This is a genomic window from Clostridium sp. HV4-5-A1G (genome assembly GCF_900184915.1).
In the GTDB taxonomy this organism is placed as follows: domain Bacteria; phylum Bacillota; class Clostridia; order Clostridiales; family Clostridiaceae; genus Clostridium_B; species Clostridium_B aromativorans.
The window spans coordinates 1-26,887 of sequence record NZ_FXYI02000028.1; the positions used below are offsets into that span (position 1 = coordinate 1).

At 36.9% G+C, this 26,887-nt stretch carries 25 protein-coding genes; 24 read left to right on the forward strand and 1 reads right to left on the reverse strand.

Features of this window, described 5'->3' with window-relative positions:
• Positions 1-236 precede the first annotated feature (236 nt).
• The 23 genes from cooS to J5G60_RS05065 all read left to right on the forward strand — a co-directional run bounded on the left by cooS (position 237) and on the right by J5G60_RS05065 (position 24,508).
• Complete coding sequence (gene cooS / locus J5G60_RS04955; RefSeq protein ID WP_150357344.1) at positions 237-2,129, forward strand: anaerobic carbon-monoxide dehydrogenase catalytic subunit; 1,893 nt, start codon at positions 237-239, stop codon at positions 2,127-2,129.
• A 178-nt stretch (positions 2,130-2,307) separates the two neighbouring features.
• On the forward strand, positions 2,308-3,081 hold the full coding sequence (locus J5G60_RS04960) for an ATP-binding protein (RefSeq protein WP_179978551.1): 774 nt from the start codon (positions 2,308-2,310) through the stop codon (positions 3,079-3,081).
• A gap of 3 nt (positions 3,082-3,084) precedes the next feature.
• A complete protein-coding gene (locus J5G60_RS04965; protein WP_150357348.1) occupies positions 3,085-4,761 on the forward strand; it encodes a formate--tetrahydrofolate ligase in 1,677 nt (558 codons plus the stop codon).
• Positions 4,762-4,782: 21 nt separating this feature from the next.
• Positions 4,783-5,415 (forward strand): cyclodeaminase/cyclohydrolase family protein, encoded by a 633-nt coding sequence (locus J5G60_RS04970; protein ID WP_150357350.1) that lies wholly within the window; start codon positions 4,783-4,785, stop codon positions 5,413-5,415.
• 107 nt (positions 5,416-5,522) lie between these two features.
• A complete protein-coding gene (locus J5G60_RS04975; protein ID WP_150357352.1) occupies positions 5,523-6,377 on the forward strand; it encodes a bifunctional 5,10-methylenetetrahydrofolate dehydrogenase/5,10-methenyltetrahydrofolate cyclohydrolase in 855 nt (284 codons plus the stop codon).
• Between the two features lie 27 nt (positions 6,378-6,404).
• The gene (locus tag J5G60_RS04980; RefSeq protein ID WP_150357353.1) at positions 6,405-7,055 is read left to right on the forward strand and encodes a methylenetetrahydrofolate reductase C-terminal domain-containing protein; all 651 of its coding nucleotides are present in this window, start codon (positions 6,405-6,407) and stop codon (positions 7,053-7,055) included.
• A gap of 22 nt (positions 7,056-7,077) precedes the next feature.
• On the forward strand, positions 7,078-7,953 hold the full coding sequence (locus tag J5G60_RS04985; RefSeq protein WP_150357355.1) for a methylenetetrahydrofolate reductase: 876 nt from the start codon (positions 7,078-7,080) through the stop codon (positions 7,951-7,953).
• 19 nt (positions 7,954-7,972) lie between these two features.
• Positions 7,973-9,355, forward strand: a complete 1,383-nt coding sequence (gene lpdA / locus J5G60_RS04990; protein WP_150357357.1) for a dihydrolipoyl dehydrogenase — start codon at positions 7,973-7,975, stop codon at positions 9,353-9,355.
• Positions 9,356-9,449: 94 nt separating this feature from the next.
• Positions 9,450-10,223 carry an ATP-binding protein gene (locus tag J5G60_RS04995; RefSeq protein ID WP_150357359.1) on the forward strand — a complete coding sequence of 258 codons (774 nt, stop codon included), beginning with the start codon at positions 9,450-9,452 and terminating at the stop codon, positions 10,221-10,223.
• Positions 10,224-10,249: 26 nt separating this feature from the next.
• The gene (acsD, locus tag J5G60_RS05000; protein WP_150357361.1) at positions 10,250-11,194 is read left to right on the forward strand and encodes an acetyl-CoA decarbonylase/synthase complex subunit delta; all 945 of its coding nucleotides are present in this window, start codon (positions 10,250-10,252) and stop codon (positions 11,192-11,194) included.
• Between the two features lie 41 nt (positions 11,195-11,235).
• Positions 11,236-12,588: an acetyl-CoA decarbonylase/synthase complex subunit gamma gene (gene acsC / locus J5G60_RS05005; RefSeq protein ID WP_150357363.1), complete on the forward strand. Its 1,353-nt coding sequence runs from the start codon at positions 11,236-11,238 to the stop codon at positions 12,586-12,588.
• Between the two features lie 80 nt (positions 12,589-12,668).
• On the forward strand, positions 12,669-13,454 hold the full coding sequence (acsE, locus tag J5G60_RS05010; RefSeq protein WP_150357364.1) for a carbon monoxide dehydrogenase/acetyl-CoA synthase methytransferase subunit: 786 nt from the start codon (positions 12,669-12,671) through the stop codon (positions 13,452-13,454).
• Positions 13,455-13,487: 33 nt separating this feature from the next.
• The gene (acsB, locus tag J5G60_RS05015) at positions 13,488-15,614 is read left to right on the forward strand and encodes an acetyl-CoA decarbonylase/synthase complex subunit alpha/beta (RefSeq protein WP_150357366.1); all 2,127 of its coding nucleotides are present in this window, start codon (positions 13,488-13,490) and stop codon (positions 15,612-15,614) included.
• A gap of 84 nt (positions 15,615-15,698) precedes the next feature.
• A complete protein-coding gene (gene gcvH / locus J5G60_RS05020; RefSeq protein WP_150357368.1) occupies positions 15,699-16,073 on the forward strand; it encodes a glycine cleavage system protein GcvH in 375 nt (124 codons plus the stop codon).
• Between the two features lie 39 nt (positions 16,074-16,112).
• The gene (gene acsV, locus J5G60_RS05025) at positions 16,113-18,047 is read left to right on the forward strand and encodes a corrinoid activation/regeneration protein AcsV (protein ID WP_150357370.1); all 1,935 of its coding nucleotides are present in this window, start codon (positions 16,113-16,115) and stop codon (positions 18,045-18,047) included.
• Positions 18,048-18,170: 123 nt separating this feature from the next.
• On the forward strand, positions 18,171-18,365 hold the full coding sequence (locus tag J5G60_RS05030; RefSeq protein ID WP_150357372.1) for a CooT family nickel-binding protein: 195 nt from the start codon (positions 18,171-18,173) through the stop codon (positions 18,363-18,365).
• A gap of 37 nt (positions 18,366-18,402) precedes the next feature.
• A complete protein-coding gene (locus tag J5G60_RS05035) occupies positions 18,403-18,687 on the forward strand; it encodes a zinc transporter (RefSeq protein ID WP_150357374.1) in 285 nt (94 codons plus the stop codon).
• Positions 18,688-18,817: 130 nt separating this feature from the next.
• On the forward strand, positions 18,818-19,450 hold the full coding sequence (locus J5G60_RS05040; RefSeq protein ID WP_150357376.1) for a DUF3786 domain-containing protein: 633 nt from the start codon (positions 18,818-18,820) through the stop codon (positions 19,448-19,450).
• 35 nt (positions 19,451-19,485) lie between these two features.
• Complete coding sequence (locus J5G60_RS05045; RefSeq protein ID WP_150357378.1) at positions 19,486-20,331, forward strand: formate/nitrite transporter family protein; 846 nt, start codon at positions 19,486-19,488, stop codon at positions 20,329-20,331.
• A gap of 224 nt (positions 20,332-20,555) precedes the next feature.
• Positions 20,556-21,995, forward strand: coding sequence for an NAD(P)/FAD-dependent oxidoreductase (locus J5G60_RS05050; RefSeq protein WP_150357380.1), 1,440 nt, complete (start codon positions 20,556-20,558; stop codon positions 21,993-21,995).
• A gap of 108 nt (positions 21,996-22,103) precedes the next feature.
• A complete protein-coding gene (locus tag J5G60_RS05055) occupies positions 22,104-23,363 on the forward strand; it encodes an NAD(P)/FAD-dependent oxidoreductase (protein ID WP_150357382.1) in 1,260 nt (419 codons plus the stop codon).
• Between the two features lie 4 nt (positions 23,364-23,367).
• Entirely contained in the window at positions 23,368-23,748 is a 381-nt protein-coding gene (locus tag J5G60_RS05060) for a DUF1667 domain-containing protein (RefSeq protein ID WP_150357384.1), read from the forward strand.
• Positions 23,749-23,911: 163 nt separating this feature from the next.
• A complete protein-coding gene (locus J5G60_RS05065) occupies positions 23,912-24,508 on the forward strand; it encodes a DUF1836 domain-containing protein (protein WP_150357386.1) in 597 nt (198 codons plus the stop codon).
• Positions 24,509-24,570: 62 nt separating this feature from the next.
• Here the strand turns inward: J5G60_RS05065 and J5G60_RS05070 are convergent, their stop codons facing one another.
• The gene (locus J5G60_RS05070) at positions 24,571-25,203 is read right to left on the reverse strand and encodes a RusA family crossover junction endodeoxyribonuclease (protein ID WP_150357388.1); all 633 of its coding nucleotides are present in this window, start codon (positions 25,201-25,203) and stop codon (positions 24,571-24,573) included.
• A 201-nt stretch (positions 25,204-25,404) separates the two neighbouring features.
• On the opposite strand from J5G60_RS05070, the gene tsaD reads away from it, so the two are divergent.
• Positions 25,405-26,430, forward strand: a complete 1,026-nt coding sequence (gene tsaD / locus J5G60_RS05075) for a tRNA (adenosine(37)-N6)-threonylcarbamoyltransferase complex transferase subunit TsaD (protein WP_150357390.1) — start codon at positions 25,405-25,407, stop codon at positions 26,428-26,430.
• The last annotated feature ends 457 nt before the right edge of the window (positions 26,431-26,887 follow it).

Consider the following 26,887-nt stretch of genomic DNA (forward strand, 5'->3'; position numbering starts at 1 on the left):
AAGTTATAAAATAAAAATTATTTAAATTTGCATGTTTATTTTTTAACATTTTTTCTGTATACTATAGTTAGTAGATAAATAAAAAAAGTTGTTTTGTGAAAATAGTAAGTTATATCTATAATTGTAGTCAAATACAATTATTTTATAAGTATAATATGGGTTTTAGGTAATTAAGTTGACTTGAGAAATAATTGCTGTTGTAAAGCTTTTATTTTGAGAAGGAGGGAATTATTAAAATGGAAGAGAAGACGATCTCAATTGACAAGGCTACATTGGAACTGCTGGAAAAAGCGAAGAAGGATGAAGTGGAAACGGCCTGGGATAGAAAGTCTGCACTAAAGACACCCTGCGGATTTGGTTCAGCTGGAGTCTGTTGCAGGAATTGTGCTATGGGACCCTGTAGAGTAAGTCCCGTACCTGGAAAGGGAGTTTCAAGGGGCATATGTGGAGCTACGGCAGATGTAATAGTTTCTAGAAATTTTGCAAGAATGGTTGCAGCAGGTACGGCGGCACATTCGGATCATGGCAGGAGTATAGCTCTTACTTTGTATCATACTAGTGAAGATGGAAATATAAAAGTTAAAGATGAGGAAAAATTAAAGAAAGTTGCAGGGAGATTTAATGTTGAAACTAAAGGAAGAGATAAATATGATATAGCACATGATGTAGCAAAGGAAGGATTGAATGATTATGGGAGACAGCTTGGAGAAGTAAATTTACCACCTTCTGTTCCGGAAAAAAGAAAAGAAATTTGGAAAAAACTTGGTATATTTCCAAGGGCAGTTGATAGAGAGATAACGGCAGTTATGCACTCAACCCACATGGGATGCAATGCGGATGCAGAGAGCATGATCAAAATGTCTATGAGATGTTCATTGACGGATGGATGGCTTGGATCATACATGGGTACGGAATTCAGCGACATAATGTATGGAACTCCTCACTCGGTAGATACTGAAGCAAATCTTGGAGTACTTGAGAAGAACTCTGTAAATGTGGTTTTACACGGACATGAACCAATTCTTTCAGAAATGATAGTACAAGCAGCCTCCGATCCGGAGCTGATAGAACTAACTAAATCGGTGGGTGCTGATGGAATAAACCTGTGTGGAATGTGTTGTACTGGAAATGAAATTAGTATGAGGCATGGAATAAAGCTGGCAGGAAACTTTATGCAGCAGGAACTGGCAGTTGTTACGGGAGCAGTGGATGCATTGATAGTAGATGTGCAGTGTATAATGCCAGCACTGGCGAAGTTGTCACAATCTTATCATACTAAGTTTATAACTACTTCACCAAAAGCGCATATTAAAGATTCAACTTATATTGAGCTGGATGAAGAACACCCGTTGGATTCGGCCAAGAAGATTTTAAGAGAGGCAATATTGAACTTCAAAAATAGAGACCAGAGCAAAGTAATGATTCCTCAATTAAAGTCAAATGCAATTGTAGGATATAGTGTAGAGGAAATTTTAAATAAATTAGATAAAGTTGTAAATACCGAGATAGGACCAATGCAAACTGTAAAACCTTTGGCAGATGTTATAGTATCTGGAGTATTGAGAGGGGCTGCAGCTGTAGTTGGATGCAACAACCCTAAGACTACTCAGGACTACAGCCATATTGAAACTATAAAGGGATTAATAGCAAATGATGTTATCGTCGTTGTTACTGGGTGTGCAGCTCAGGCAGCGGCAAAATATGGATTATTACAGAAGGAAGCAGTAAAATATGCTGGACCTGGACTAGCTACTGTATGTAAACTTGTAGATATACCACCTGTCCTTCATATGGGATCTTGTGTGGATATAAGCCGTATACTGGATCTGGTTGGAAGAGTGGCAAACCACCTGGGAGTTGACATGAGTGATCTTCCAGTAGCAGGTATAGCGCCGGAATGGATGTCTGAAAAGGCTGTGGCAATAGGTACCTATGTAGTAACTTCAGGTATTGATGTTTGGCTTGGGATAGTTCCTCCTGTAACAGGTGGGCCGGAAGTAGTGGACATTCTTACCAATAAAATTGAGGATTGGGTAGGGGCTAAATTCTTTATAGAAACAGATCCTAAAAAGGCAGTTGAACAGATTGTAAATAGAATGAATGTAAAACGCAAGAAAATAGGGATTTAAATACAGTTGTTGAAAATAAGTTAATAACGGGTTTTAATTCGTAATGGCTTAAAATGATACAAAATATTTTATCAAAGTGATACACTGAAATATCTGTGTATCACTTTGAGGAAATTTTTTATAACAATTGATGCAGCTTATGTCAAATATTAATGAAAGAGGGGGATTGCATATGAAGATGAAGATGGCTATAACAGGTAAAGGTGGTGTGGGAAAAACTACACTTGCAGCAGTAATGAGCAGAATATATGCATCAGAAGGATATAAGGTTTTAGCTGTGGATGCGGATCCTGATCCCAATTTAGCACTGGCTCTAGGATTTCCCCCTGAGATAACTGAAAAAATTGTGCCAATTTCAGAAATGAAAAAATTAGTAGCTGAAAGAACTAAATCTACACCGGGAGCTTTTGGAAAGATGTTCAAAATAAATCCTAAAGTAGATGATATACCAGAGAGATATTGCAGAGAATATAATGGTGTTAGACTTTTAACTATGGGTACAGTTGACACCGGTGGAACAGGGTGTTTCTGTCCTGAAAATGTACTGCTGAAAAAACTGACTTCTCACTTACTTCTTCAGAATAAAGATATTGTAATAATGGATATGGAAGCTGGAATTGAACATTTGGGAAGGGGAACGGCCCAGGGTGTAGATGTATTTATTGTTGTTGTAGAACCTGGCATAAGGAGTATACAGACTTTTAAGCATGTAAAAAAATTGGCCATGGATATAGGTATTGAGAAGATATTTGTAGTAGCTAATAAAATTAAAAATAAAGAGGATGAAAATTTTGTACTTAAAAATATAGACGAAAAAGAATGTCTTGGTTTTATGCATTACAGTGGCGCGGTAGGAAGTTCTGACAGAGTTAATAAATCTCCCTATGATTCCGATAAGGAAACCGTGGAGGAGGTAAAAAAAATAAAACAAAAATTAGAGATGGGGGTATAATAAATGACTTATAAATCAGACATAGAAATAGCTCAGGAGTGTAAAATGGAGGACATAAAAGACATTGCTAAAAAACTTGATATTTCCGAAGATGACATTGAATTATACGGTAAGTATAAAGCAAAAGTGAATTATAACCTGTTAAAGACTACTCCTAGTAAAAATGGAAAACTTATACTCTGTACAGCTATAAACCCGACTCCAGCAGGAGAAGGAAAAACTACCACAGCAATAGGCGTTGCAGATGCACTGGCAAAACTCAACAAATCAGTAGTTGTTGCACTTAGAGAACCGTCCATGGGACCTGTATTTGGAATAAAAGGCGGAGCTGCCGGTGGTGGATATGCCCAGGTAGTACCTATGGAGGATATAAACCTGCATTTTACAGGAGACATACATGCATTGACTGCTGCTAACAACTTACTGGCAGCAATGATAGATAATCATATATATCAAGGTAATAAACTTAACATAGATCCGAGAAGAATTTCTTGGAGAAGATGCGTGGATATGAATGACAGACAACTTAGATTTGTTGTAGATGGATTGGGTGGAAAGGCAAATGGTACACCTAGAGAAGATGGATTTGATATAACAGTTGCTTCAGAAATTATGGCTATATTCTGTCTGTCAAGTGACATAATTGATTTGAAAAACAGAATTGCTAAAATAGTTGTAGGCTACACTAGAGATGGCAAACCTGTAACGGCTCACGACTTAAAAGCTGAGGGAGCTATGGCGGCACTTCTTAAAGATGCATTAAAGCCAAATTTAGTTCAAACTCTTGAAGGAACACCTGCATTTGTACACGGTGGACCATTTGCAAATATAGCTCATGGATGCAATTCGATAATGGCTACTAGAATGGCACTGCATTTTGGCGATTATGTAGTTACAGAGGCAGGATTCGGTGCTGACCTCGGTGCTGAAAAATTCCTTGATATCAAATGCAGAATGGCAGGGTTAAAACCGGATGCAGTAATAATAGTTGCTACAGTAAGGGCGCTGAAATACAATGGTGGAGTTCCAAAAGCTGAATTAAATAGTGAAAATTTGGAAGCTCTTGAAAAGGGACTTCCTAATCTGCTAAAACATGTAGAGAATATAACTAAGGTATATAAACTGCCTGCAGTTGTTGCGTTGAATGCTTTCCCTACTGATACAAAAGCTGAACTTAAATTGGTGGAAGATAAGTGTAAGGAATTGGGCGTAAATGTTAAGTTGTCGGAAGTATGGGCAAAAGGCGGCGAAGGTGGAATAGAAGTTGCCAAAGAAGTACTGAATCTTATAGAAAACGGCAGGAATGATTTTCAGTTTGCCTATGATGAAAAACTTTCAATTAGAGAAAAGATAAGAACTATAGCTCAAAGAATATATGGTGCCGATGATGTTAATTTTACAAGTCAGGCAGAAAAGGAAATTGATGAATTGGAGAAACTAGGTTTTGGACAGACTCCGGTTTGTATAGCTAAAACTCAATACTCCCTTACTGATGATCAGACTAAACTTGGAAGACCTACGGGGTTCAAGATTACAGTAAGACAGGTTACAGTTTCGGCAGGGGCAGGTTTTGTGGTTGCAGTAACTGGTTCGATAATGAAGATGCCAGGGCTTGGAAAAGTTCCATCTGCCGAAAAAATAGATGTGGATGAAAATGGAGTGATAAGTGGATTATTCTAGGATGTTTTAGGAGGTGGCAATATGAAATTGGCAGATAAAACCTGCAGGGATTTTGTGGAGGTTTTAGCTTCTAAATCAGCCACACCAGGTGGAGGCGGAGCTTCTGCAATTGTAGGAGCCATAGGTATGGCACTTGGAAGTATGGTGTGCAATCTTACTATAGGCAAGAAAAAGTATGCCCAATATGATGAAAAGGTAAAGGGAATATTGAAAAAGGCTGCTGATTTACAGGATGAACTTTTAAAATTGACAGATGAGGATGCAGAGTGTTTTCTCCCGCTTTCCAGGGCTTATGGAATGCCTAAAAATACTGAACAGGAAAGGAAATTGAAATCGGAGACTTTGGAAAGGTGTTTAAAGGAAGCCTGCAGTGTTCCGGTAAATATTGTTAAGAAAGCCTATGAAGCCATTGAACTTCACGAGGCACTTGTAGACAACTGTTCAAAGCTTGCCATAAGTGATGTGGGAGTAGGAGTTCAGTGTCTTAAAGCTGCTATTATTGGAGCACAGCTCAATGTAATAATAAACATAAATTCTATTAAAGATGAGGAATACGTAAAAAAAGTAAAATTAGAAACAGAGCCCTTAGTTGATAAGGGTGCTGAAATTGCCGATAAAGTGTACAAGAAAGTTCTAGATAAGCTTTGTAAGTGAGAAATATGATAACTTCGCAGGAAATATTTGTGTTTCTTGCGAAGACATTTATCAATCAATTCTAGTTTGACATGCAGTTAATTTTAAATGTGAAGGAGATTATAAGTATGGGTCAGATAATTAAAGGTAAACCTGTGGCAGATGCCATAAGTGAAACTTTAACTAAAGAAGTTGAAAATTTAAAGGTAAAGGGTATTACTCCGAAACTTGTAATAGTGAGAGTTGGAGCAAACGGAAGTGACCTTGCTTATGAAAGAGGAGCTTTAAAAAGATGCAGTAAAATTGGAATAGACGCAGCTGTCAGGGAGTTACCTGAAGACATAGCACAGGATAAATTTATTGAAGAACTGAAAAAAGTAAATGAAGACAAGAGTGTAAACGGGATAATGGTGTTTAGACCTTTCCCAAAGCAGCTGGATGAAAATGTCATAAAATATGTAATTGCCCCCGAAAAAGATATGGACTGTTTTAGCCCTGTAAATGTTGCAAAAGTGATGGAAAAAGATAAAACGGGTTTTGCCCCTTGTACTCCATCTGCGGTTATAGAGATATTAAGGCACTATAAGGTACCTATGCAGGGGAAGCGTGCAGTTATAATAGGAAGATCCATGATAGTTGGAAAGCCAATGGCCATGCTTCTTTTAAATGAAAACTCTACAGTTACAATATGTCATTCCAAAACTGTGGATATGCCAGAGGTTTGTTCGGAAGCGGATATACTTGTAGTGGGTATAGGAAGAGCCAAAATGATAGATTCAAAGTATGTAAAAGATGGTGCCGTAGTCATAGATGTGGGAATAAACGTAGATAAAAATGGAAAGATCTGTGGAGATGTGAATACAACGGATTGTGAGCCAAAAGCTTCAATGATTACGCCTGTGCCGGCAGGAGTGGGCTCGGTAACGTCTTCCATATTAGCACAACATGTTATAAAAGCCTGCAAATTGCAAAATAATTTATAGGCCTTTGAATAAATGGAGGGGTAAGATATGATTATTTCAGAAAAGAAACCTTTTGAGGAGTTACTGGATTATCTCAAGGACAGCAAAAAAGTAATAATCACTGGATGTTCACTTTGTGCTTCTACCTGTAAAGTAGGTGGAGAAGAAGAAGTGATGGAAATGAAAACTAAACTAGAGGAAAATGGTAAAGAAGTTCTAGGCTATAAAATACTTGATCCTTCCTGTAGTTTTTTGAAAACGAGAAAAGATTTAAAATCCATGAAATCCGAATTAAAAGAAGCAGATGCAATTTTGTCTCTGTCCTGTGGGGATGGGACGCAGACTGTAGCCAAGTTGGTTGATATTCCTGTTTATCCGGGGAATAATACCATGTTTATAGGTGAAGTAGAAAGGGTAGGCCAGTATTCTGAGGCTTGCAGAGCCTGTGGGAACTGTCAGCTTGGGTGGACTGGTGGAATATGTCCTGTTACTCTGTGTGCAAAGGGGCTTTTAAATGGTCCCTGCGGCGGGGCGAGAGACGGCAAATGTGAGGTCAATCCCGAGAATGATTGTGCCTGGATACTAATATATAATAGGTTGAAGGAATTGGGGCAGCTTGATAATCTGGAAGAGTTAAGAGAACCAAGAGATTATCAGATAAGCTCACACCCTAGGAAGATAAACTTGAGAGCTAAGTAATGATCAAAAGGAGGATTTAAAAATGAGCTTGCTAAAAGAAGCTTTTAAAAAGGGTGATTTTGCAGTTACAGCTGAAATGGCACCTCCCAAGGGAACGGATCTTTCTCATTTAATTGAGTGTGCCAATAATGTGAAGGGAAGGGTTCATGGGGTAAATGTTACAGATTTTCAATCTGCTACGTTAAAAGCCACATCTCTTGCTACTTGTAAAGTACTAAAGGATGCAGGATTAGAACCAGTACTTCAAATAACGGGAAGAGACAGGAATAGGATAGCAATTCAGGGCGAACTTTTATCTGCAGGTGTATTTGGAATAGAAAATGTTTTGGCACTTACAGGAGATTATACTGGTGTAGGAGATCATCCGGGAGCTAAGCCGGTTTATGATCTTGACAGTGTCGGCATATTACAAGTAGCCAGTGCTTTAGCTGCTGGAAAAGATATGAGTGGAAATGATTTAAATGGAGTTCCTAAATTCTATTTAGGAGCCTGTGTTACCCCTAAGTATGAGCCGTTGGAGCTTCAGATTATTAAAATGAGGAAAAAAATTAAAGCTGGAGCTAAATTTTTTCAAACTCAAGCTGTTTATGATATAGATATTTTAAGGGAATTTAAAGAAAAAACTAAAGATTTAAACGCCAAGATTATGATTGGCATAATACCCTTGAAATCGGCTGGTATGGCCAAATATATGAATAAAAATGTACCGGGGATATTTGTACCTGAGGAACTTATTGACAGAATGAAAAATGCTGAAGACAAGGTTAAAGAAGGTATAAAGATATCAGCAGAATTTATAAGACGTATAAAAGAAGAAAAATTATTTGATGGAGTTCATATAATGGCCATTGGGGCTGAAGAGAATGTGCCTTTGATATTGGATGAAGCAGGATTATAAAATAGGGGGAGCGATTATAATGAAATTAGTTGTGATTGGAGGAGGACCAGGCGGATATGTAGCTGCTGTCCAGGCTGCTATTTTAGGGGCAGATGTAACTGTGATTGAAAAGGGATATCTGGGTGGTACCTGTTTAAATGTAGGATGTATACCTACTAAAGCACTGCTTGCTTGTTCAGATGTCTTAAATGTAACAAGAGATGCATCGAAATTTGGAATTGATTTTGAGGGAGAAGCAAAAGTTGATTTTGACTTTATTATGAAGAGAAAAAATAAAGTTGTAGCTCAGCTGGTTAAAGGAATAGAAGCGATATTAAAATACAGGGGAATAAAAATTGTAAAAGGTACGGGAAAACTTTTAAATAGCAGTGAAATAGAAGTAGATAGAGAAGATGGAACCAAGGAGACTGTAAAGGCAGATAAGATTGTGCTTGCCACTGGCTCCGTACCTGTGGCACCTAAATTTTTTAAATATGACGGTAAAAGGGTTATAACCTCTGATGAGGTACTTAATTTAAATAAGCTTCCAAAATCCATGATTATAGTAGGAGGAGGCCCTATAGGCTGTGAAATAGGATATTTCCTTCACTGCGTGGGAACTGAAGTCAAAGTAGTGGAAATGCTGCCTCACCTGGCACCTCTTGAAGATGAAGATGTGGCAAAACAACTTCAAAGAGCTTTTAAACGGGAAAAAATAAAGTATTTTGTAGGAGATGGCATATCCGGTGTAGAAGTTAAGGAAAATGGAGTAACTGCTGTACTGAAAAGTGGAAAAGTTCTGGAAGCGGAAACCATGCTGGTAGCTGTTGGAAGAAGGGCTTATACTGATGGTTTAGGATTGGACAATGTTGGAATTAAAACTGATAAAAGAGGTAGAATAATTGTAGATGAGTATTTGGAAACTAATGTAAAGGGCATTTATGCCATAGGTGATTTACTGCCCAGTGCGGCTCTTGCACATGTTGCTTCTAGGGAGGGTATTGTAGCTGTTTACAATGCTGTACTGAATAAAAAGAAGAAAATGAGCTATAGAGCTGTTCCGGGTTGTATATTTGTAGAACCTGAAGTGGCATCTGTAGGAATGAAGGAAAGCGAAGCAAAGGATAGGGGAATAGACTATAAGATTGGGAAATTCGATTTTAGAGGTCTTGGGAAAGCCCAGGCTATGGGCAAATTCCAGGGATTTGTAAAGATAATTACAGATGAAAAAGATGTTATTATTGGAGCTGCAATAGTAGGAGAACGGGCTACAGATATGATTGGTGAACTCACTGTTGCCTGTGAATTGGGGTTGACTGCAGAGCAGATAGGGGAAGTTATTCACCCCCATCCCACACTTTCTGAGGGAATAATGGAAGCACTCCATGATGTCCATAATCAATGCATTCACTCTATTAAATAGGGATCATGTCTCTGGGGATATATGTACTGGTAGAATTTTTAAATTAAAATGTTTATAGATAATTTTTATCATGGCAATATAAGGAGGTTGAACTATGGGATACAAAATAGCTGTAGCAGGTAAGGGAGGCACGGGCAAAACTACACTGACAGGTCTTTTAATTGACTATCTTATAAAAAAAGACGCTGGGCCTATTCTGGCAGTCGATGCCGATGCCAACTCTAATTTAAATGAAGTGCTTGGAACAGAAATTGAAGAAACTATAGGGGAAATAAAAGAGGATGTAAATCAAAGATCACTTTCAGGAGATAGTTTTCCGGGGGGCATGAGAAAGGCAGATTATCTGAAGTATAAATTAAATGCTTCAATGACTGAAGGTGATGGATACGATCTTATTGTCATGGGAAGATCTCAGGGACCAGGATGCTATTGTTATGTTAATGGGATACTTAAAGCGGAGGTAGATTCACTTTCAGGAAATTATGACTACATAGTAGTTGACAATGAGGCCGGTATGGAACACCTTAGCAGAAAGCTTATAGATCCCATTGATACCCTACTTCTCATAAGTGACTGTTCCAGAAGAGGTATACAGGCTGTAGGAAGAATAAGGCAGCTGGTTTCAGAATTAAATTTAAAAGTTGGTCAGATTTTTCTCATAGTCAACAGAGCTCCAGGAGGCAAATTAAATGCCGGGATAAAGAAAGAAATAGAAAAGCAAGAATTGGATTTAATCGGAGTTGTGCCTATGGATCAGATGGTGTATGACTATGACTCGGATGGCAAGGCGCTGGTAGACCTGCCAGATAATTCCCCATGTAGGAAAGCATTGAATGAAATATTATCGAAAATTGAATTTAAAAAGTAACTAAGTAACTATAAGGAGGCAACATTATGTTAAAAAAACCAGCACAAAAATATTCAGGTAAAATTGGTGAAGTTGAAATTGGAACTGGAGAAAAAGCTATAAAATTGGGCGGTGAAGCAGTATTGCCATTTTACAGCTTTGATGGGAATACTGGAAATGCACCAAAAATTGGTATGGAGATTTCAGATATTTATCCAGAGGATTGGACAGACGCGTTGAAAGAACTGTATAAGGATGTTTCAAGTGATGTTGTAAAATGGGCGCAATTTGTTGAAGAAAAATACAGCCCAGATTTCATATGCTTAAGACTTATAAGTGCAGATCCCAATGGAGAGGATGCATCACCAGAGGATTGTGCACAAAAAGTTAAAGCGGTAGTTGAAGCCATAAAGACTCCTTTGGTGATTGCAGGTACTGGCAACCATGAAAAGGATGCAAAATTATTTGAAAAAATTGCACAGGAAACGGAAGGACGCAATGTGCTTTTAATGTCTGCTGTAGAGGATAATTATAAAACCATAGGAGCAGCTGGTGTATTAGCTTATAACAACAAAATTGTAGCTGAATCTTCAGTGGATATAAATCTGGCAAAGCAGATAAACATTTTAGTAAATCAACTTGGAATTGATAATGAAAAGCTTGTAGATAATGTAGGATGTTCGGCAGGCGGGTATGGATATGAATATGTTATATCAACTTTGGACAGAGTAAAGCTTGCAGCTTTAACTCAAAATGATAAAACACTTCAAGTTCCAATCATCACTCCGGTTTCTTTCGAGACCTGGAAGGTAAAGGAATCGATAGAGCCGGAAGCAGACACTCCAGAATGGGGAAACCAGGACGACAGGGGAGTTTCTATGGAAGTTGCAGCAGCTTCAGGAGTATTGGCTTCAGGAAGTAATGCTATAATACTCCGCCATCCTAAGTCTGTGGAGATAATGAGAAGTTTTATTAATGAACTATTGGGATAATAAGAAAACTATACTTGTATTTAAATTAAGGAGGATTCAAAATGGCTTTAACAGGATTAGGTATATTTAAGTTAACACCCAAAAAAAATTGTAAGGATTGTGGATTCCCAACTTGCCTGGCTTTTTCAATGAAGGTGGCATCTGGAGCGGTGGAAATAAGTAAATGCCCCCATATGAGCAAAGAGTCTATAGAAAAATTAGCAGAAGCTACAGCACCCCTTATGAAGACAATAACTGTAGGAAAAGGGGATACGGAATATAAATTAGGTGGAGAAACTGTTCTATTCAGGCATGAAAAAACACTTGTAAATAGAAATAGATTTGCAGTACTTTTATCAGAGAATATGGAAGATTCGGAAATAGATACTAAGATTCAGCATATGAAAGATGTGAAGTATGTTAGAATCGGTGAAGAGATGAAAACTGAATTTGTTGCCTTGAGATATGTTTCAAATAAAGATAAATATCTTGCACTGATAAACAGAGTAAAATCCAGCGGATTAAAGGTGGCTTATATATTAGTTTGCGAGGACGCAGCAGTTATGAAGGAAGCACTGCCCATAGTAAAAGACGAAAACCCTCTGGCCTATGGTGCAAACAAAGACAATTTTAAGGATATGGTAGAACTTGTAAAACAGGACAATATACCTTTGGGAGTAAAAGCAGATAATCTGGAGGAACTCTATACATTGGTAGAAGGAATTCAAAAATTAGGATATAAGAATCTGGTTTTGGATCCTGGTTCAAAATCCATAAAGGAAACTTTTGAAAATACAGTTCAGATAAGGAGAATAAATCTTCAAGGACAGGATAGAACTTTTGGATATCCTTCCATACTGTTTTTAAATGAGCTTGCAAAGGGAGATAAATTCCAAGAGGTGACCTTATCCACGTTATTTACCATGAAATATGGTTCAATACTTGTTTTAAGTGACATGGATTATTGTAGGGCGCTGCCGCTGTATGGAATAAGACAAAATATATTTACGGATCCTCAAAAACCAATGAGGGTAGAAGTTGGAGTGTACGGGCTCAATAATGCAGATGATAATTCACCTGTAATGTGTACCGTTGACTTTGCACTGACTTACTTTATAGTTTCAGGAGAAGTTGAGAGATCAAAGATGCCTGTGTGGATGGTTATCCCTGATGCAGGAGGATATTCTGTTTTAACTTCCTGGGCTGCGGGTAAATTTACCGGCAGTGTAATAGCTGATATGGTGAAAAATAGTGGAATAGAACAAAAAACTAAGAACAGAACTCTTATAATTCCTGGAAAAGTTGCAGTTTTAAAAGGTGAATTGGAAGAAAATCTTCCAGACTGGAACATAGTGGTGGGCACTACGGAAGCTATGTATATTCCTAAATTGTTAAAGGAAATGGCGGTAAAATAGTAAATTTTTAATAAAACAGTTGCTGGCTGAGAAATTTTAACCAGCAGCTGAAAATATAAAAATTAGGAGGTCGTCTAATAATGGATAAATTTATGATCATAGGTGAAAGAATTCACTGTATATCTCCAACAATCAGAAAGGCTATTGAGGAAAGAAATACTGCACCTATATTTAAAAGAGCTAAAGAACAATTGGATGCAGGAGCTGATTATTTAGATTTGAATATAGGACCTGCAGGAAAAGATGGAGAAGAAATAATGCAGTGGGCTGTTAAGGCACTTCAAAGCGAATTCGACAATGTTCCACTGGCGCTTGATACTACAAATAAAAAAGCAATTGAAGCAGGTCTTAAAATATACAATAGGGAAAAAGGTAAACCTATAATAAATTCTGCAGATGCAGGGGAGAGAATTGGGAACATAGATCTAGCTGCAGAATATGATGCCATGTGTATAGCATTGTGTGCAAAAGAGGGAATTACAAAAGATAATGATGAGAGAATAGCATATTGTACGGAAATGCTTGAAAAAGCCATGGAACTTGGAATGGAGCCTACTGATTTACTATTTGATCCACTGTTTTTAGTGATAAAGGGTATGCAGGATAAACAGAAAGAAGTATTGGAAGCTATTAAGTTGATAAGTGAAATGGAACTCAGGACCTGCTGCGGACTCAGCAATGTATCCAATGGAGCACCAAAGGAAATAAGACCTATAATGGATTCCACTTATGCAGCTATGGCAATACAAAGCGGACTGACTTCTGCAATAATGAATCCTTGTGATAAAAGATTGATGGAAACAATAAAGACCTGTGATGTTATAAATGGAGCTGTGTTGTATGCAGATTCCTACTTAGAGTTATAGTCTTTTAATATTTAAAAATAGGAGGAGCTAAAAATGAATTTATTTCAAACTATATTCACTGGTTCAAAACAGGCTTTGGCAGCAGCTGAGGGCATAGTTAAACAAGCTGTGGATGAAAAGGGTAAAGATTATAAAGTGGCCTTCCCGGATACTGCATATTCACTTCCGGTAATTTTTGCAGCTACAGGAAAAAAGATAACCAATGTGGGGGAATTAGAGGGGGCTCTGGACATAGTCAGAAGTCTTATAGTAGAAGAGGAAACTCTTGATAAAGCTCTGAATTCGGGTCTTGCAACGGCCGTAGCAGCTGAGATAATAGAAGCAGCTAAATATGTATTGTCTGATGCTCCTTATACTGAGCCCTGTGTTGGATTTATATCCGATCCAATAATACGATCTCTTGGAGTACCGCTTGTTACAGGAGATATACCAGGTGTAGCAGTTGTGTTGGGAGAATGTCCGGACGTTGATACTGCATCTAAGATCATAAAAGATTATCAGTCAAAAGGACTGCTTACGTTTTTGGTGGGAAAGGTAATAGATCAGGCTGTAGAGGGAAAAGTTAAGATGGGACTTGACCTTAGAGTTATTCCTCTTGGATACGATGTTACTTCCGTAATACATGTTGTAACTGTAGCTATAAGAGCTGGACTCATATTTGGAGGAATCAAAGGCGGTGCGCTTCAGGAAATGCTGCAGTATACTGCGGAGAGGGTGCCTGCTTTTGTAAATGCTTTTGGACCATTGAGTGAACTTGTGGTTTCTGCTGGAGCAGGGGCTATAGCTCTTGGATTCCCTGTAATAACTGATCAGGATGTAACGGAAGTACCTACACTTTTATTGACTCAAAAGGATTATGATAAATTCGTCAAGACCTCTTTAGAAGCTAGAAAAATAAAGATAAAGATAACTGAGATTCCAATTCCAGTTGCTTTTGCTGCAGCTTTTGAAGGTGAAAGAATAAGGAAGAATGACATGCTTGCAGAATTTGGAGGGGGTAAAACTGAAGCCTGGGAATTGGTAATGAATGTGGATCCTGGAGAAATTGAGGATCATAAAATAGAGCTTATAGGTCCGGATATTGACACTATAGACAAAGCACCTGGAAGAATGCCTCTTGGAATGCTTGTGAAGGTAGCAGGAGCTAATATGCAGAAAGACTTTGAACCGGTACTTGAAAGGAGACTTCATTATTTTCTAAATTATATAGAGGGAGTAATGCATGTAGGACAGAGAAATCTGACCTGGGTTAGAATAGGCAAGGAAGCTTATGATAAAGGGTTTAGACTGAAGCATTTTGGAGAAGTGATATATGCTAAGATGTTGGATGAATTTGGTTCTGTTGTAGACAAATGTGAAATTATTATAACTACAGATCCAGCTAAAACTTCAGAATTAAAGGAAAAATATGCTATGCCAAGATATACAGAAAGGGATGCTAGACTTGTATCTCTGGTAGATGAAAAAGTTGATACTTTTTATTCCTGTAATCTATGTCAGTCCTTTGCACCTGCACATGTATGTATAATAACACCTGAAAGACTTGGACTCTGCGGAGCAGTTTCCTGGCTGGATGCTAAAGCTACACTTGAATTAAATCCTACAGGACCATGTCAGGCGGTACCTAAGGAAGGTGTAATTGATGAAAATGCAGGCATCTGGGAGAAAGTCAATGAAACTGTTTCAAAAATATCTCAAGGTGCTGTAAACAATGTTACCTTGTATAGTATTTTACAGGATCCTATGACTTCCTGTGGATGTTTTGAATGTATCACGGGTATAATGCCGGAGGCCAATGGTGTTGTAATAGTAAACAGAGAATATGCTTCCATGACTCCCCTTGGAATGACCTTTGGTGAACTGGCATCCATGACCGGCGGCGGAGTTCAGACTCCTGGATTCATGGGACACGGCAGACCTTTTATATCTTCAAAGAAGTTCATGAAAGCCGAGGGTGGAATCGCCAGAATAGTCTGGATGCCTAAGGAGTTAAAGGATTTTGTAGCAGAAAAATTGAATAAGACAGCTAAAGAGCTCTATGATATAGATAATTTTTCAGATATGATATGTGATGAAACCATTGCTACTGAATCTGAAGATGTGATGAAATTCCTGGAGGAAAAGGGGCATCCTGCACTTACTATGGATCCTATAATGTAGTAAATTTGATAGAAGGATAACGGAAACAGGAGATCATTGTTTCTGTTATCCCCAATATTTAAAATTATAAAAGAGGTGGTATCTATGAATTTTCCGGAGAAATTGTACTATAGTAAGGAGCATACCTGGGCAAAAGTGGAAGGTGATACAGCACTTATAGGTATAAGCGATTTTGCCCAGGAGCAGCTGGGTGAAATACTATTTGTGGAAATGCCAGAAGTGGGAGATGAAGTCGTAAAGGACAGTTCTTTTGGAGTAGTTGAATCATCTAAAAAGGCATCGGATACGATATCTCCATTATCCGGTGAAGTAGTCGAAATCAATGAGAAGCTGGATGATGAGCCTGAATATATAAATGAAGATCCTTATGATGCGTGGATAATAAAAATAAAGATAAAGGATGACAGCGAGATTAAAGACCTGTTGAGTTCCTCTGAATATGAATCAGGATTGGAATAGATAATTTGCTGCTTTTTGTAAAGGAGGTATTTGCAAGATATGGTGAGAATAAAATTTAATCCTTATGGAAGGGAAATAGAAGTCCCAGATGGGGAAAATCTCTTGGAAGCTGTAAGAAAAGCTGGTATATTTATGGACACTCCATGTAATGGAAGTGGAGCTTGTGGAAAATGTAAAGTTAGGGTAATAAGCGGCAATATTATTTCGATGAGCAGCAAAAATATCACCGAAACGGAGAAAAAAAATGGGTATGTACTTGCTTGCCAAAGTATTATCAAGGGCAATGCAGTTGTTGAAATACCTGAAACTGAGTCATCTTCAATGCATGGTATGAAGATAGAGGACTTTTCCAGCAGCAGGGAAAAAGATATATTTAATGATTCCAGAGAGCGTATGCTGAAAAGTGGCATGAAATTTGGAACCTATGTAAAAAAGGAATATCTGGAACTTGATCCACCTACATTGGATGACAATATATCTGATTTTGAGAGACTGAAAAGGCATGTGAAAAAACAGCTGAATTATAATAGTGTATTTTGCAGGCTTCCCATATTGAAGAAAATACCTAAACTCTTAAGGAAAGCAGATTTTAAGATTACCATAACTCATATACCCAGGGGGAAAGAAAAGACTACAATCATCAATATAGAAGAGGGAGACAAAACTAAAGAGCTCTATGGAGCAGCGGTGGATATAGGGACTACTTCCGTAGCAGCTTGCTTGGTGGATTTATACAACGGTGAATTGATTGCAAAAGCTTCTTCGGGAAACGCCCAAATGAAGTATGGTGCAGATGTTATAAATAGAATAATATATTCTACTAAAGGCAGCGGGCTTGAAGAATTGAATCATGCTGTAATACAGGAAACTATAAATCCGCTGCTTAGTAAAATGTATATGGATTCTGGGATATCAAGGGATCAGGTAGTATCTTTTGTCGCAGCTGGAAATACTACCATGTCCCATCTTTTTCTGGGAGTATACCCGAACTTTCTGAGAATGGAACCCTATATACCTGCTTTTGTGAAGACACCTTTTATAAAGGCTTCAGAGCTCGATATAGAAGTTAATCCTGAGACGTTTATATACCTGGTACCTTCTGTAGCAAGCTATGTAGGTGGAGACATATCTTCAGGGGTGCTGTCTTCAGGGATCTGGAACAGCGAGGAAAATATACTTTTTATAGACCTGGGAACCAATGGGGAAATAGTATTTGGAAATAGTGAATATCTCATGACTTGTGCCTGCTCTGCAGGACCGGCCTTTGAGGGCGGAGAGATAAGCTGCGGTATGAGGGCGTCCGGTGGTGCTGTAGAAAAAGTCAGCATTGACAGCAGTTATGAGCCTACTTTAAAGGTCATTGGTCAGGAAAAACCCCTTGGAATATGCGGTTCTGGTATTATAGATCTTATATGTGAGATGATGTTTGCCGGAATCATAGACAGGAAGGGGAAAATTGTAAGAGATCTGGATACCAATAGGATTAGATTTGACGAACATGGAATTGGGGAATATATTTTGGCATTTAAGGAACAGTGTGATTTGGAAAGGGATATCAGTATAACAGAAGTTGATATAGATAATTTTATAAGGGCAAAAGCAGCTATATATTCTGGAATTACTACGCTTTTGAAGGATCTATCCATGGATTTTACTGACATTGATAAAATATATATAGCAGGTGGTATAGGAAATAGCCTTGACATAGGTAATGCGGTTAAGATAGGAATGCTGCCCGATATAGATCAGAATAAAATCCACTATATAGGCAATAGTTCACTCATGGGATGTTATTTGACCCTTATGAGTGAAGATGCGAGGCGTAAATTGGAAGAGATAGCCAACAGTATGACTTATGTGGAACTAAGTGTTGAACCGGAGTATATGGATGAATTTGTATCAGCCTGCTTTTTACCTCATACGGATATAGACAAATTTCCTACTGTTAAGAGGTGCTTCAATAAGTCTGTGTAAAAACTTTTTAGTGGTTGTTTTAATAGCATATTAGAAAGAGTATACTTAAATTTAAGGAAGTGTTTTATAATCCTGTAGATTGATATGAAATTTTTTGTGTGAGTTAAAAAGGAGGTAATTGATATGTGTGAATCGACGGCATATTTGGTAACACCCGAAGGTGAAAGCAAAGTTATGGATTATGTGGTGAATATAATTCCGAAGGAAAATGGCAAATTGTTTTTAACGGATATTTTGGGGGAAGAAAAAATAATAGAGGGAATGTTAAAAGAGGTAGATCTTTTGAAAAATAAGATAGTCATAGAAAAGGTTGTATAATTTTGCAGTGAAATATAATATTGAGGAGGGGTTTACTATGAAAGATGAACATACCCATGCACATTGCCACAGCGGGGAGCATCACCATATCCACACCCAGGACAGTACATTGGAAGTTGAAAAGGGCAAAGAGGAAAAAACATTGAAAATACTGTTGGATCATTGGATAGAACATAATAAATCCCATGAAGAAGGATTTTCAGAATGGGTAAATAAGGCCAGAAGTATGGGAAAAATTGAAACTTCACAATATATTGAAAAAGCAGTGAAATTTATGAAACAAGCTGATGATATGCTGCAAAAAGCAAAGGAATATATGTAAGGTTGATGTATTGTATAATTTTAGATAAACTTGATTTTGAAACCAGTTTTAAAATCAAGTTTATCTAAATTGTTAATTGGAGTACATTATGCCGAAATCAAATAAGGTTTAGTTTAAGGAGTGCAAATAGATGGGAGATAAGATTAATACAGATAAAAATAGGAAGGATAAAATACCCTATGATCACTATAAGACCGTATTTAAGAATTTTAACCCTGAAATAATGGCTAAAAATACAGGATGCACTTTTAATAAAGCTGCGGAAGAGATAACTGTGAAATTAATGGGACAAGATTTGATAGTGAGGTATCCTTCTGGAGATATATATAGTAAAAATGGTTCTAAATTTGAAGCCTATCCTCCAAAAACTTTAATTTTGCGGTATCTAATTCATGGCAAGGGAGTAGAGCCTTCCCGTAAATACATTACCTATAGGGAAATAGAAGGTGGGAATGTATACTATAATAATTTCTATGGAAGGTGTATTTTACGATTATCCAGAACTTTTGGAAAGAATGTAGAAAGGTTTAAAGAAATATTTGAAAAATTAGGAGCAGAAAAAGTGGAGATGGGTGATGCTGCCTATAAATTTCAATTTTTAAATAATATATATGTGATCTTTGCGATCTGGAAGGATGATGAAGAGTTTCCAGCCTCTTCCCAGATACTGTTTAATAGCAATGTACTTTTTTACTTTACAGCAGAGGATTTGGCAGTAGTAGGAGATGTAGCTATAGGAACTATGATGAAGTTGGATATTTAGTTTGAATACAGGGGTTTAAAAAAGGGGGAATTTGTATGGAAAGTAATATGTTAAAGCCTAATGAAATATGTGATGCTGCAGTAGGAGCTGGATGTACCAAGGCAGGTCTCAATATTTCCCAGCAAGCTATACTGGGGACGCTGGCAGGAGCGTTTATTGCAGTAGGAGGAGTTGTTTCTGCAGTAGTATCTCACAGCATAACCAATGTCGGGCTTGCAAAATTTGCTGGGGGTGCTGTTTTCCCTGTGGGACTTATGTTGGTAGTTATATGCGGAGCAGAACTTTTTACGGGAAATTGTCTTATGGTGGTACCTTTAGCAGGAGGAGAAATAGATTTTGAATCTATGATTAAAAACTGGATAGTTGTTTATATATTTAATTTTGTAGGATCAGTACTGGTGGCTTTTCTGGTATTTGAAGGCGGGGTTTTTGGGTTGAGCAGTGGAAAATTAGGAGGAACGGTTATAAAGGTAGCATCTACAAAAGCTGCACTGCCTTTTGGAACTGCCTTCTGCAGTGGAATAATGTGTAATTTTTTAGTGTGCCTTGCTGTGTGGGGGGCTTTTGCAGCCAAGGATATAGTGGGTAAAGTAATGATAATATGGTTTCCCATAATGACTTTTGTAACCTGCGGTTTTGAACATTGTGTTGCAAATATGTATTTCTTAATGGCGGGAATTTTTGCAAAATCCAATCCTTCTTTTGTCGCAGCTTCAGGATTGTCACAGGATAAAATAATAAGCGGAATGGGAGTTGTACATAACCTCATACCTGTAACCCTTGGGAATATAGTTGGAGGAGCTGTATTGGTAGCAATGTCTTATTTTATAGTATATAAGCACCACAGAGCTTATGAGAAGAAAAGCATTGCTTATAAGTAATACTTGATTACAATGAATTTGTTATTTTTTGCTATTGAATATTGGATATTTGTATGATATACTAAAGGCGTATAAGAAAATATAATAAATGGCAGAGTAAAAAGAGAGCCAAATTTTAAGATATATTATAATATATCTTAAGGTTAGCTCTTTTTCTTTTTAACTATTTCTATGGTGAAATTCACCTGAATCTAAAAGTTACTTTATTAAGGAGGTATTGTCTTATGTTTGATGTGACCATTATAGGGGCCGGAGTTATCGGAAGTTCCATAGCAAGAGAGTTATGCAAATATAAACTTAATGTATGTGTTGTAGAAAAAGATTTTGATGTTGGAAACGGAACCAGCAAAGCCAATAGTGCCATAGTTCATGCAGGGTTTGATGCTAAGCCTGGTACTTTGAAGGGAAAATTGAATTCCAGGGGAAATAAAATGTTCGATAAACTTTCTAAAGAGTTGGATTTTCCGTTTAAAAGAATAGGTTCATTAGTAGTTTGCTTCGATAAAGAGGGCATTCCAGATCTTGAAAAATTAAAACAGCAGGGAATTGAGAATGGAGTACCTGATCTTGAAATATTAGATGGAGATAAAGTGAGGGAGATGGAACCTAATTTATCAAAGAATGTGATTGCTGCACTGTATGCTCCAACAGGTGGAATAGTCTGCCCTTATGAAATGACCATCGCACTGGCTGAAAATGCATTTACAAATGGAACGGAGTTTAAATTGGATACTAAAGTGACTTCTATAGTTAAAAGTGGGGGAAACTATTTAATAAAAACTGATAAAGGCGATATAGAGAGTAAAATTGTAGTGAATGCAGCAGGAGTATTTTCTGATGAAATAAATAACATGGTAAGTAAAAATAAATTGAGTATAATTCCTAGAAGAGGACAGTACTGTCTGTTTGACAAGGCGGTGGGAGATACCGTTTCCAGGACAATATTCCAGTTACCTACTAAAATGGGGAAGGGAGTTTTGGTTACCCCTACAGTAGATGGAAATCTTTTGATAGGTCCCGATGCAGAAGATATAGATGACAAGGAGGATTTAAATACTACCAGCGAAGGGCTTGGCTTCATAATTTCAAAGGCATCCCTCAGTGTAAATCAATTACCTATGAGGCAGGTTATAACATCGTTTTCAGGATTGAGAGCCCATGGTACAGGTGATTTTGTGATTGGAGAAGTAGAAGATGCTCCTAATTTTATAAATGCAGCTGGTATTGAATCACCAGGATTGTCCAGTTCACCTGCCATAGCAGTTGTCATTAGAGACATTATAGTAAATAGGTTGAAACCTGAAAAAAATGACAAGTTTAATCCAATAAGGAAGGGAATACCTAAATTTAGAGAGATGACTAATCAGGAAAGGAAGAAAATGATTGCCAAGAATTCTAAATATGGCAGGATAATATGCAGATGTGAAACTGTTACAGAAGGTGAAATAGTAGATGCTATAAGAAGACCGCTGGGAGCAAGAAGTGTGGATGGTGTAAAGAAGAGGACCAGGGCAGGTATGGGAAGATGTCAGGGAGGCTTCTGTGGACCTAGAGTGGTTGAAATTCTGGCACGTGAGCTTAGAATTTCGCCTCAGGAAGTGACTAAATCGGGAGAGCACTCGAACTTACTGGTGGGAAAAGATAAAGAGAATGTATCAGTCTAAATATCAAATTTGCTTGACTTTCGGTGCAGTCAAAAATCTTCTTAAATTGTAAACTGTGCATTGCAAATTGTGGATTGGATAAATTAGGATGATTTGGAGGTTTTAAATATGCGAGAATATGACGTAGTAATAATAGGCGGCGGTCCTGCAGGACTTGCAGCAGCTATATCGGTTAAAGAAGAAGGCATAGATAATATATTGATACTTGAAAGGGAAAATCAGCTTGGGGGTATACTGAACCAATGTATTCACAATGGATTTGGACTTCATGTTTTTAAGGAGGAACTTACAGGCCCCGAATATGCTCAGAGATTTATAGATAAAGTGAAAGACATGAACATTCCATATAAATTAAATACCATGGTACTTGATTTAAATAAGGATAAAATTATAACAGCAGTAAATGAAGAAGAGGGCATAATTGAGATAAAAGCTAAATCCATAATTCTATCCATGGGATGTAGAGAGAGGCCAAGAGGAGCGATAAATATACCTGGAAGCAGATGTGCTGGTATATATACAGCTGGTTCAGCTCAAAAATTTGTCAATGTGGAAGGGTATATGCCGGGAAAGGAAGTAGTAATATTAGGATCTGGTGATATAGGACTTATAATGGCCAGAAGAATGACTTTAGAAGGTGCAAAGGTTAAGGCTGTAGTAGAACTTTTGCCTTATTCCAGTGGCCTTAAGAGAAATATAGTTCAGTGTCTGGATGATTTTGAAATCCCGCTGAAGCTGAGTCATACAGTGACGGATATAAAAGGCAAGGAAAGAGTTGAAGGCGTAACTATTGCCGAAGTGGGAAAAGACAGAAAGGTCATAAAGGGCACGGAAGAATATATACCCTGTGACACCCTGCTTTTATCTGTAGGACTTCTGCCTGAAAATGAACTTTCCAGAAAAGCTGAAGTAAAATTGTCAAATATAACAGGAGGTCCTGTAGTAGATGAGAGCTTGGAAACCAATGTAAACGGAATATTTGCCTGTGGAAATGTACTTCATGTCCATGACCTAGTTGACAATGTTACTGCAGAAAGTTTGAATGCAGGTAAAAACGCTGCTAAATATGTAAGGGGAGAAAGTTTTAAAGGTAATAAAATAGAAGTTTTGGCTGTAGATGGGATTAGATACACAGTTCCTCAGTTTATAAACCCTGAGAATGTGGAAAAATCAATAGATGTTAGATTTAGAGTGGGAGATGTGTTTAAGGATAGCTTTATATCGGTGTATTTTGATGATGTTAGAGAGATGCATATAAAAAAGAGAATACTCACCCCGGGAGAAATGGAGAAAGTCAAACTTACCAGAGGGCTTTTAGATAAATATCCTAATTGTAAAAGAATAACCATAAAGGTAGAAGGGAAGTAAGAATATGAATAAAAGAGAATTGACCTGTATAGGTTGTCCTATGGGATGTCAGCTTTTAGTTAAATTAGAGGGAGATAAAGTGATAGAAGTTACGGGGAATACCTGTAAAAGAGGAGAAGAATACGGAAAAAAGGAGTGCACTAGTCCTACTAGGATAGTTACTTCTTCCGTATATGTAGAAGACGGAGAAATAGATGTTGTCCCTGTAAAGACGGAAAGAGATATACCAAAGGAAAAGATATTCGACTCTATAAGAGCATTGAAGGGAGTAGTGGTTAAGGCCCCTATAAATATAGGAGATGTTATACTTAAAAATGTAGCAGATTCAGGGGTGAATATTATAGCAACTAAAAAAGTTGACAGTGCAAATGATAAGACAGCATAAGCTAGAAGGCGTAGAAATTTTCTACGCTTTTTTAGATTAAGGCCGATAATATAATTTTTTAAATTAAGGATGTAGTTCTTCTATGTTATAATAATGTTATTAGCTATCGAGAGGCTTTTACATGTATATTGCATTTAGTACTTATAAAGTAGGAGGATTTAATGTGGGTAGAGAAACATTGGAAAAATTGATAGAAGAACTTGGAAATTTTAAACAGTTAAAACTTGAAAACATACCGGATATAGATCTATATATGGATCAGGTTACTACTTTTATTGAAGATAAATTAGGCTATTTGAAAAGAGATAAAAAAGACAGAACTATTACTAAAACTATGATAAACAACTATACTAAAGCAGGTATACTTATGCCTCCTGAGAAGAAAAAATATTCCAGGCAGCATATGATCTTAATCATATTGATTTATTATTTAAAACAAATTCTATCCATAGGTGATATCCAGAGCTTATTTTCCCCTATAGTAGATTCTATAATGTCGGGACAATATGATGAAGAGAATCTAAATAATATATATAAGACGTTTTTAAAGATAGAAGACAGTCAAGTAAAGACCTTTGTAGAGGACTTTGAGAGTAAAATTGAAAAACAGAATATTTTAGATGGAGGTTGTGATAATTCTGGTGAGAATTCAGGGGAAAAGTTAGATGAACTCATAGTGATTGTAATTATGTTGGTTGTAAAAGCCAATATAGAAAAGAGAATGGCGGAAAAAATAATCGACAATTTTTTCAAAAAATAGTATAAATAGAGTTTTTCATTGTTCAGTGAAAAGCTCTATTGGTTTCTTGATTATTATTAATGCTATTTGAACAATTTGTTGAAGCAGTTCTTACATATTAAGGTTTTACCTTTGTTGGCAGATATAATTTCATCATGCTGAAGTGATTTGCCGCAGATCTGACATTTGGGCACTGAGGTGTTCTCCTTGGGATTTTGTATTTTAATGCTGTTCTTATAAATTTTTTTTCTATTGGGAGGAGGTGAATAATTTATCTTTTCCTCTATAAAGTCATTTTCACAAATAGAATATTTTAGATTATAATGGCTTTCACCAAATAATTCTAGTTCAAATCTGGGATTATTTTTATCATAGAACTCCTCTGTAATTATTTTACGAATCTGGGCATCGTTTATTATAAGGCCGCTCTTTTCAATTCCATCAAATATACTTTTAGTTATATTGCTGGTATCAGGGTGCCTTTTTTTACTTTTGTAATACACCTTTAATACAGCTATTAGAGATTCTGATATAATCACTCCGGGATTTTGACTCCTGCATTCATAAGCTATCTGTTCTTCATACAGTGCATATCTGTCGTGGTATTTACCTGAATTATAAGGTAAAATAGCTCTTCCTTTTATATTGAATAATTTGAAATTGGACTTAGTTATGGGAGAGCCTTTTACTATAATTTTAGCATAGGATTTATTCATACTTTATTCCTCGGTATATTAGTAAGATTTAAAGATTGTATGAATCTTTATTATATATTATATCATATGTGTTCTAATCTGAAGTGGAAATGCTAGAAGAATTAAATTTAAAACCTACTATACTGTAAAAAAAATAAGTAGTATAATTCAATGATATAGATATAAATATGAGATAATTTAAATGGAAAGGTAAAAATGTTTATGGATAAGGGTATAAAAATATTGGCTATTGAAAGCAGCTGCGATGAAACCTCTGCAGCTGTAGTGATTGACGGAAGACAGGTGCTTTCAAATATAATATCTTCGCAAATAAATATTCATAAAAAATTTGGAGGTGTGGTGCCGGAGGTGGCATCTAGAAAGCATATAGAGGTTATAAGTATAGTAGTAAAACAGGCATTGGAAGAAGCTAAAATTGAGCTCAAGGATATAGATGCTGTAGGGGTTACTTATGGTCCAGGGCTTGTAGGTGCACTCCTTGTGGGTCTTCAATATGCGAAGGGACTGGCTTATGCATTGCATAGGCCTATGATCGGAGTGAATCATATAGAGGGCCATATAAGTGCTAATTTTATACAGTATAAGGATTTAGAACCGCCTTTTGTGTGTCTGGTGGTATCTGGAGGGCATACTTACTTAGTTTATATGAAAGATTATGGAAAATTTGAGGTATTAGGCCAAACTAGGGATGATGCTGCCGGGGAAGCCTATGACAAGGTGGCAAGAGCTATTGGACTGGGATATCCGGGAGGACCTAAAATTGATAGATTGGCCAGAGAAGGTAATCCGGAAATTATTAAATTTCCAAGGGCAAATTTTCATGATGACAGTTCCCTCGATTTTTCGTTCAGTGGATTAAAATCCTCTGTGTTAAATTATTTGAATCGAAAGGAAATGAAAAAAGAGATCATAAATAGGGCTGATGTAGCAGCTTCCTTTCAGAAAGCTGTGGTGAGTTTTTTAGTGGATAATGCATTGAAGGCATGTAGTTTAAAGCATGTAGATAGAATAGCTGTAGCAGGGGGTGTGGCAGCCAATACTTGCCTTAGGGAAACCTTGATAAAAAGAGGAAATGATAATAATATAAGGGTCATGTTTCCTGATTTTGTATTATGTACTGATAATGCAGCTATGATAGGAAGTGCGGCTTATTTTGAATATATCAAAGGAAATACAAGTCCCTTGAGTTTAAATGCAGTTCCCAATCTAAAATTGGGAGAAAGATAAGCAGGGAGCCCAAATCTTCGATTTGGTGCGAGTCGCTTAAGCAGACATACAAAATCTTAGATTTTGATATGGTCGCTTACTCTTTGAGCACTCCGCCGGACCGAAGGGAGGTGGAGTTTCCTAAGTTTGGAGCCCAAATCTTCGATTTGCGGTGGATGTAGTAAATTTTAATTGTGACACACTATTGGATATTTTATCATGATATAAAGTAACATAAATAATATATATAATATACTATTTACAAAACTGCTAGTAGGATATATAATAGTTTGTATTGACACTGATTTTTTGAATCTAAAAGAATTGCAGATGAGCACTTGGTTTTATAAAAGAAAACATGCTGTAATCTACGGCAGTTATAGAATGAAATACACATTAGCTAGAATTTTGTCGGAATTAATATATGAATGAATAAAATAGGAATAATTCAATTGAAATAATTTTATTACTTATATAT